The organism is Stappia stellulata, assembly GCF_020176715.1.
Classification (GTDB): domain Bacteria; phylum Pseudomonadota; class Alphaproteobacteria; order Rhizobiales; family Stappiaceae; genus Stappia.
This window is the reverse complement of sequence record NZ_JAIVMF010000012.1, coordinates 136,011-144,086: the sequence shown is the minus strand read 5'-3', so window position 1 is coordinate 144,086 and position 8,076 is coordinate 136,011. Positions and strand designations below refer to the sequence as shown.

The window sequence follows — 8,076 nt, the reverse complement described above, 5'->3', positions numbered from 1 at the left end:
CCGAGGCGGCGGGAAGGATCCCGCGCACGTCGCCGGCCTTCTATCCGCCTCGGCCGCCTGGGGAGCCGGTTCCGGCTCGGGTGCGGGTTCCGGCGGCGCCGGCGGTGTCGGTTCCGGGGCTGGTGCCGGCGCGGGTGCGGGGGCGGGCGCCGGCGTCGGTTCCGGCGCGGCTTCCCGGGGTTTCTCGGCCACGGTCTCGGCAGGCGGCGTCTCGGGGTCGGGCTCGGGTGCCGGCTTTTCCGCCGGCTTGGTCGCCTCGATCTCGCGAACTTCCGCGTCCTTTTCACCGATGCGCAGGCGGGTGATCTCCGAAATCGGCACAAGGTCGACCGGCAGCGTGTCCACCGGCCCGACGTCGAACGGACGCGCTTCGGGAAATGACACCACTCCCCAAACCAGCACGGCCAAATGGCCGCCGATCGATGCGATCAGGCCGACACGCATTACCCGAAAAGGCTCCTCATCTACTGCTGCTCTTCCAGCGTCACGAGGCCAAGCCGCTTGTAGCCGGCCGCGTTGATCCGCCCCATGACCCGCATGATCGTGCCGTAGTCGGCGTTCTCGTCGCCGCGCACGTAGATCCGTTCGTCGTAGCCGTTCTGGGCGATCGCCTCGAGCGTCGGGATCACCTCGTCGGCGGCGATTTCCGTTTCCTGCATGAAGATCCGCCCGTCGGCGGCAACCGAGATCGTGATCGGCTCGGTCGCGCCCTCAAGCGGTTTCGCCTGGGTTTCCGGCAGGTCGAGCGGCACGCCGACGGTCAGGAGCGGCGCCGCCACCATGAAGATGATCAGAAGCACCAGCATCACGTCGACAAAGGGCGTGACGTTGATCTCGCTCATCGGCTGATGGCGACGGCGACGGCGGCGGCGGCCGCCGCCCGCATCATCCGATGCGCCGAGCTGCATGCCCATGGCTCAGCTCCTCTCGTCGATCTGACGCGAAAGGATGGCGGAAAACTCGTCGGCGAAACCTTCCATGCGCGCCGTCAGCTTGCCGGCATCGGCGGAGAGCTTGTTGTAGGCGATCACGGCGGGAATGGCGGCCAGCAGACCGAGCGCGGTTGCCAGCAGCGCCTCGGCAATGCCGGGCGCCACGACCGCGAGATTTGTGCTCTTGGACGCTGCAATCGCCTGGAAGCTGGTCATGATGCCCCAGACCGTGCCGAACAGGCCAATGAAGGGCGCGGCCGATCCGACGGTCGCCAGAACCATCAGCCGCGCCTCGAGGCGTTCCGCCTCGCGCGCGATGGTCACATCCATCACCCGGTCGATGCGCTGGCGCAGGCTGGCGATGGCCGGCCGCGCGCCTTCGTGGCTGCGTTTCCATTCGCGCATCGCGGCGATAAACAGCGCCGACATCGAGTGATTGGCCCGGCCCGACAGCGTGCGATACAGCTCCTCCAGCGACTGGCCGGACCAGAACACGGTCTCGAAACGGGTCATCTGCCGCTTGGTGCGGGCAAACAGCAGCCATTTGTCGACGATGATCGCCCAGCACCAGATCGAGGCGCCCACGAGCCCGATCATCACGAGCTTGACGACGAGATGCGCCTGAAAAAACAGCGCGAGGAACGACATGTCGCCCTGGGGTGCGGCGAGGGTCGTCTGTGCAAGTTCTACGGGATTCATTATGTAAAAGGACCTCTTGCCCGATGTCATCGGCACGTCTGCCGGATCGGCCGCCTGTTGCCCGTCATCCGGAACCAGTATCCGGACCAGTCATGTTCGCTGAGTCACCCGCCTCAATGGCGAGGGATTTTGGCGAAACTGGGACTGTATCCGCCGAATTTCTCCGGCATTAAGCAGGCGTTAAGGTTACCGCGCGGTTAAGACGGGAGGATCTCCGGACGCGAATCCGTCGCGCCAAAGGGTCAGACGGCCGCGGCCGGTCCCTGCAACCGGGCGGCAAGCCGCGCCGGAAGGCGGCGCGGACGCCCTTCCGCCGAGATCACCGCAACGGTGACGCTGGCCGAAAACAGCAGCGTTTCCGCGCGGCGCACCTCCTGCGTCAGGCACAGCCTTGCCCCGCGCGCGCTTTCCAGCCGCGTGACGATTTCCAGGAGATCGTCGACACGCGCCGGCGCGTGGAAGTCGATCTCCATCCGCCGCACGGCAAAGGCCAAAACCTCGCCATGCACGCCATCGCTCAATTCCGCGTGATGAATACCGCACAGGCGCAGGAAATCGGATCGCCCGCGCTCGATGAACTTCAGATAGGCGGCGTGATAGACCACGCCGGTGAAATCCGTGTCCTCGTAATAGACCCTGACCGGCAGCACATGGCCGTCTGCCGTCAAACGGCCGGCGAGATCGGGCCAGGACCCCGCCTCACGCGTCATTGCCGTCCTCGGTGAAGAGGCCAGGCTGCAGCGGATTGACGCTTCCCGGCACCGCAAGTCCGAGATGCTGGAACGCCGTCGGCGTCAGGATCCGTCCGCGCGGCGTGCGCTGGATGTAGCCCTGCTGGATCAGATAGGGCTCGACGATCTCCTCGATCGCGTCGCGCGGCTCCGACAGGGCGGCGGCGATGGTCTCGATGCCGACCGGTCCGCCGCCGAATTTCAGCGCGATCTGGTTGAGATAGCGGCGGTCGAGCTGGTCGAGCCCGGCGCTGTCGACCTCAAGCTGGGTCAGCGCCCGGTCCGCGATGCCGGCATCCACCGTCTCCTGACCGGCAACGACCGCGAAATCCCGCACCCGGCGCAACAGCCGGCCGGCGATGCGCGGCGTGCCGCGCGCGCGCCGCGCGATCTCCCGCGAGCCGTCCGGGCTCATGCCGATGCCGAGCAGCCGCGCGCCGCGCGTGACGATCAGCTCCAGCTCCTCGGTCGTATAGAACTGCAGCCGGACCGGAATGCCGAAGCGGTCGCGCAAGGGCGTGGTCAAAAGCCCGAGACGCGTCGTCGCCGCGACCAGGGTGAATTTGGCGAGATCGATCTTCACCGAGCGCGCCGCCGGCCCCTCGCCGATGATGAGATCGAGCTGGAAATCCTCCATCGCCGGATAGAGCACTTCCTCCACCGCCGGATTGAGCCGGTGGATCTCATCAATGAAGAGCACGTCGCGCTCTTCCAGATTGGTCAGAAGCGCCGCCAGATCGCCGGCCTTGGCGATCACCGGTCCGGAGGTCGCGCGGAAATTGACGCCAAGTTCGCGCGCCATGATCTGCGCCAGCGTCGTCTTGCCCAGCCCCGGAGGTCCGACGAAGAGCACATGATCGAGCGCCTCGCCGCGCGCCTTGGCCGCGCCGATGAACACCTTGAGATTGGCGCGCGCCTGCGCCTGGCCGACGAAATCGTCGAGCACCTGCGGACGCATCGTCGTGTCGATCTCGTCGCCGCGCACCTCTGACGTCACCAGCCGGGGATCGGTCTCGCTCATGCCGACAGCTCCTTGAGACCAAGCCGGATGAGCGTCGCCGTGTCAGCCCCCTCGCCGGCCGACTTGACCGCCTTGGAGACGGCCGCGCTCGCCTGCGCGGACGGATAGCCGAGATTGACCAGCGCGGAGACGGCGTCGCCGACCGAGGACGGCGCGCCGCTGGACGCCTGCTGCGATACGGAGAGCGTGCCCGCATCGACGCTGGCATAGGCCGGCGCCTTGCTCTTCAGCTCGGTGACGATGCGCTCCGCCACGCGCTTGCCGATGCCGGGCGTACGCGTGATCGCGGCCGTGTCGCCCAGCGCGATCGCATTGGCGATCTCAGAGGCCGACAGAACGCCGAGCGCCGCAAGCGCCACCTTGGCGCCGACGCCCTGAACGGTCATCAGAAGCTGGAACCACGCCTGTTCGGCGCGCGAGGAAAAGCCGTAGAGCCGGATCATGTCCTCGCGCACGATGGTCTCGATGTGAAGCGCGGCCGCCTCGCCGGGCGACGGCAGCCCCTGCAGCACCCGCGCCGGGCAATAGACGAGATAGCCGACGCCGCCGACGTCGAGGATCAGGTGATCGTCGCCGATCTCGTCCACGCGGCCCTTCAGTTTTCCGATCATCAGGCGAGCCCCTCCGCGATCCGGGCGATGGCGCGCGCGCCGCGATGCTGGGCGTGGCACACGGCGATGGCCAGCGCGTCGGCCGCATCGTCGGAGTTGAAGGTGGCGCGCGGCATCAGCACCTTCACCATCATCCGGATCTGGTCCTTGTCCGCGTGACCGGTGCCGACCACGGTCTTTTTGACCAGGTTCGGCGCATATTCGGCCACCGCAAGACCGTTGAGCGCGGGAACGAGCAAGGCGATGCCGCGCGCCTGTCCAAGTTTCAGCGTCGCGCCGGCATCCTTGTTGACGAAGGTCAGTTCCACCGCCGCCTCGTCCGGGGCGCTGTCGGCGACAACCGCCTGCAAACCGTCGTGCAACTGGCGCAAACGGTCGGCCAACGGCTTTCGATTGTCGGAAATCACCGTGCCGCTGCCGAGAAACGTCAACCGGTTGCCGCTGGCAGCGATCAGCCCCCAGCCGGTGCGGCGCAAGCCGGGATCAATCCCGAGGATTCGAATCGGCGCTGTCATGGAACAAATCGGTAACGCCAATCGCGCGCCGTGACCAGAGGGCGCGCCGGCAGGCCGCCGTTTTCCTGCACGCATCCATGGCACGGCGGGCTTGCCTTTTGCCGCGCTTGCCGCTCCACTGGGACGCTCGCAGGTCTGCAGCAACCATCCTGCCCCGCTCCCGGAGCCTCGCCGACGACCCCACGCATTCGAACGGAACGACATGCCGTCAGCTCTCGCCGACCTTTTCGCGCAGCTTCCGGCCCCCGGAACGCTCGCGCTCCTGATCGCGGCAATCGCCCTGGCCGGGGCGGTGCGGGGTTTTTCCGGGTTCGGCGCCGCGATGATCTTCATGCCGGCCGCCGCAAGCGTGATCGAGCCGCCCGCCGCCGCGGCCAGCTTCCTGCTGCTCGACACGCTGGTCACCCTGCCGCTTCTCGCAGGCGCCGTCAGGCGCTGCGACTGGCCGACAGTGATCCCTGCCTGTGTCGGCGCGTCGCTCGTCGTTCCGCTCGGCGCATGGATCCTTGCCCGGGCCGATACGCTCTACCTGCGCTGGAGCCTGTCGGCGATCGTGCTGATCGCGCTGGCGCTGCTCGTCTTCGGCTATCGCTACACGCGTGCGCCCGGCCGCCTCGCGTCCTTCGGGGTCGGCGCCTTCGCCGGCCTGCTGGCGGGCGTCTCGCAGGTCTCCGCCCCGCCCGTCGTCGTGTTCTGGGCCGCCGGCCCCAAACCGCCGTCGGTGATCCGCGCCAATCTGATCACCTTCTTCGCGCTGGCGGGCATCGCCGCTTTCGCGGCCTTCATGTTCAACGGATTTTATTCGCGCGCGGTGTTTGCACTCTTCCTCGTGCTCGCCCCGGTCTATGGACTGGCGATTTTTCTCGGCGCACGCGGCTTCGGAACGGCGTCGCCGCAGGCCTACCGTCCGGTGGCCTACGGGATCATCCTGTTTTCCGCGATCTCGAGCCTGCCGCTGCTCGATCCCTGGCTGCGGTAAACGCGACAGCGTCAGGCGGCGCGCACGGTCTGGATCAACTCGCGCATGCGGCCGTCCAGATCGGCGATATGGGCGTTCAGCGCCGAGGAATGCTCGCGAACCTGGCCCGCAACCGTGCGTCCGCGTTCGGCAGCTCCGCCGATGTCATGGGTGCTGGCCGTGACCCGACCCGTCCCGTCGGAGGCTTGCGAGATGTTGCGGGAAATCTCGCCGGTGGCGGCGCCTTGTTCCTCCACGGCGGCTGCAATCGCCGTCGAGATGTCGTTCATGTTCTGAATGGTTGACGACACGCCGCCAATGGCTTCCGCGGACTCGTTGGTTGCGGACTGGATCTCGCCAATCTGGGCGGCGATCTCCGCCGTCGCCTTGGCCGTCTGTTCCGCAAGCCCCTTGACCTCGGCGGCAACCACGGCGAAGCCCTTGCCTGCCTCGCCTGCCCGTGCCGCCTCGATGGTCGCATTGAGCGCCAGGAGGTTGGTCTGTTCCGCGATGTCGGAGATCAGCTTGACGATGTCGCCTATTTTTTGCGAGGCGGCCGTCAGCGAGCCGATCTTCTCGTTCGATTTCGCCGCATTGCTCACCGCAAGGTCGGAAATGCGGGTCGCCTCGCTCACCTGGCGGGCGATTTCCTGGATGCTGGCGCTGAGCTCTTCGGCGGCAGACGCGACGGCCTGGACATTCTGCGAGGCTTCCGCGGCAGCCCCTTGCGCAAAGCGGGAGCGTTCCGTTGTCTGTTCTGCGACCTCTCCAAGATCATTGGACGTCGCATCGAGCGCGGACGCTGTGGCAACACAGGTCTCCACAACCGTTGCCACGGCCGCCTCGAATTCCCCGGCGATGCGCTCGAGCGTGTCCCTGCGATCGCGACGTCCCGCCTCGATATAGACCGAGATCGCCAGATCCATGTCGAGCATGGCAGCCGACAGCACCGCCTTCTGTAGCCGGGCCATCCGCTCCGGATCGCCACGCCGCAGGAGCGAACCGGCACAGGCCTCTTGAATGGTCTGCAGGAGACCGGCGACCAGGAAATTGTAGCCGCCGATATACCATTTCGGCTCCAGTCCAAGGCGGTTGTGCGCCTCGCCGACCTTGGTCACGGACGCAACGTAATGCGCGTCGAACAACCCATCCGTGATGGTGTCCCAGTGACGCAGTTGCATCTCCTTGGCATGTTCCATGTGCTTGGCATTCTTGAAGAAGGCCTGGGTCTCGGGAAAATTCCCCACATGGGCATAAAAGGCGTCCAGGATCTCCGGCAACGCCTGAAGAAGCGTCGGCTTGATCTCCCGAAGCAAGCTCATAACGGATTGATCGATTTGATAAAATGCACGGCGTGCTGCAATAGCGTCGGTATCAGTCATAACGGCTCCTCCGAATTCCGGAGACTTGACCTACCCCTTGCCCCGGAGCGCCGATAATTCCTGAAACGCGTTTATATAAATTTAATTCAATAGAATAGGATCTTTTCTATATTGGAGAAGATGAATATCCGCTTCAAAAAATCCAAAATGGACAAATCTTCGCGCACAAAAAACGAAGAACCCGGCAAAATCCAAAAGAGAAAACGCAAAACATACACATTATATATAATAATATATTTGAAAAATAACGTTTATAACCCAAACCATAAGAATGGCGCATTCCCTGATCTTTCGGCGATTCCTAGTTTCGAAAATCGGAAACAACGACTCTGCGAGACCGCCGACCGCCGGGCGGCGGTCTATTTCAAAACGTCTTTGGCCGTCCCCGCGAAAACAAAAACCGCCGGCTGTTGCCGGCGGTTTCCGCTGCGGAGGTCCGCACATGTCCGGGAAGGTCGGGACGATCAGGCCGCGGTAAGGCTTGCCAGCGTCTCGTCGTCGATGTCGTAATTGGCAAAGACGTTCTGAACGTCGTCGTCATCCTCGAACATGGCGATCAGCTTGAACATGGTCTGTGCCTTGTCCGCATCGAGCGGGGTCAGGGTCTGTGGCTTCCAGATCGCCTTGACGGTTTCCGCCTCGCCGAGCGCCGCCTCAAGCGCCTTGGACACGTCGCCGAGATCCTCGAAGGCGCAAATGATGGTATGGCTTTCCGCGTCCGACTGCACATCTTCGGCGCCGGCCTCGATGGCCGCTTCCAGCATGTCGTCAGCGCTGCCGGTGGCGGCCGGGTAAACGATCTCGCCGACGCGGTCGAACATGAAGGCGACCGAACCGGTCTCGCCCATCGATCCGCCGCACTTGCTGAAATAGGAGCGCACGTTCGATGCCGAGCGGTTGCGGTTGTCGGTCAGAAGCTCGACGATCACCGCGACGCCGCCCGGTCCGTAGCCCTCGTAGCGGATCTCTTCGTAATTGTCGCCCTCGCCGGCTTGCGACTTGTTGATCGCCCGCTGGATGTTGTCCTTGGGCATGGACTGGGCCTTGGCGTTTTGAACCGCCAGGCGCAGGCGCGGATTGGCATTGATATCCGGTCCGCCCATCTTGGCCGCGACCGTGATCTCCTTCGACAGCTTGGAGAAGATCTTGGAACGGACCGCGTCCTGGCGGCCCTTGCGGTGCATGATGTTCTTGAATTGGGAATGTCCGGCCATGTCGTGTCCTGGT

At 64.9% G+C, this 8,076-nt stretch carries 9 protein-coding genes and 1 pseudogene; 1 reads left to right on the top strand and 9 read right to left on the bottom strand.

Annotated elements, in window-relative coordinates:
- The 7 genes and pseudogenes from LC092_RS14920 to ruvC form a co-directional block, all read right to left on the bottom strand.
- Positions 1 to 444, bottom strand: a pseudogene (locus tag LC092_RS14920) (cell envelope biogenesis protein TolA); the annotation flags it as partial.
- Positions 445 to 464: 20 nt separating this feature from the next.
- A complete protein-coding gene (gene tolR, locus LC092_RS14915) occupies positions 465 to 914 on the bottom strand; it encodes a protein TolR (protein WP_224807877.1) in 450 nt (149 codons plus the stop codon).
- A 3-nt stretch (positions 915 to 917) separates the two neighbouring features.
- Positions 918 to 1,631 carry a protein TolQ gene (gene tolQ, locus LC092_RS14910; RefSeq protein ID WP_224807875.1) on the bottom strand — a complete coding sequence of 238 codons (714 nt, stop codon included), beginning with the start codon at positions 1,629 to 1,631 and terminating at the stop codon, positions 918 to 920.
- A gap of 242 nt (positions 1,632 to 1,873) precedes the next feature.
- Positions 1,874 to 2,341, bottom strand: a complete 468-nt coding sequence (gene ybgC, locus LC092_RS14905) for a tol-pal system-associated acyl-CoA thioesterase (protein ID WP_224807873.1) — start codon at positions 2,339 to 2,341, stop codon at positions 1,874 to 1,876.
- Complete coding sequence (gene ruvB / locus LC092_RS14900; protein ID WP_224807871.1) at positions 2,331 to 3,383, bottom strand: Holliday junction branch migration DNA helicase RuvB; 1,053 nt, start codon at positions 3,381 to 3,383, stop codon at positions 2,331 to 2,333. Before ruvB ends, ybgC begins: the two co-directional genes overlap by 11 nt.
- Positions 3,380 to 3,994, bottom strand: coding sequence for a Holliday junction branch migration protein RuvA (gene ruvA / locus LC092_RS14895; protein ID WP_224807863.1), 615 nt, complete (start codon positions 3,992 to 3,994; stop codon positions 3,380 to 3,382). The genes ruvB and ruvA overlap by 4 nt, the downstream gene beginning before the upstream one ends.
- Positions 3,994 to 4,509 carry a crossover junction endodeoxyribonuclease RuvC gene (ruvC, locus tag LC092_RS14890; RefSeq protein ID WP_224807861.1) on the bottom strand — a complete coding sequence of 172 codons (516 nt, stop codon included), beginning with the start codon at positions 4,507 to 4,509 and terminating at the stop codon, positions 3,994 to 3,996. The genes ruvA and ruvC overlap by 1 nt, the downstream gene beginning before the upstream one ends.
- Before the next feature lie 202 nt (positions 4,510 to 4,711).
- On the opposite strand from ruvC, the gene LC092_RS14885 reads away from it, so the two are divergent.
- A complete protein-coding gene (locus LC092_RS14885; protein WP_224807859.1) occupies positions 4,712 to 5,488 on the top strand; it encodes a sulfite exporter TauE/SafE family protein in 777 nt (258 codons plus the stop codon).
- Between the two features lie 11 nt (positions 5,489 to 5,499).
- Here LC092_RS14885 and LC092_RS14880 read toward each other — a convergent pair whose 3' ends face one another.
- Complete coding sequence (locus LC092_RS14880; RefSeq protein WP_224807856.1) at positions 5,500 to 6,849, bottom strand: protoglobin domain-containing protein; 1,350 nt, start codon at positions 6,847 to 6,849, stop codon at positions 5,500 to 5,502.
- A 464-nt stretch (positions 6,850 to 7,313) separates the two neighbouring features.
- Positions 7,314 to 8,063, bottom strand: coding sequence for a YebC/PmpR family DNA-binding transcriptional regulator (locus LC092_RS14875; RefSeq protein WP_224807854.1), 750 nt, complete (start codon positions 8,061 to 8,063; stop codon positions 7,314 to 7,316).
- Positions 8,064 to 8,076: the final 13 nt, after the last annotated feature.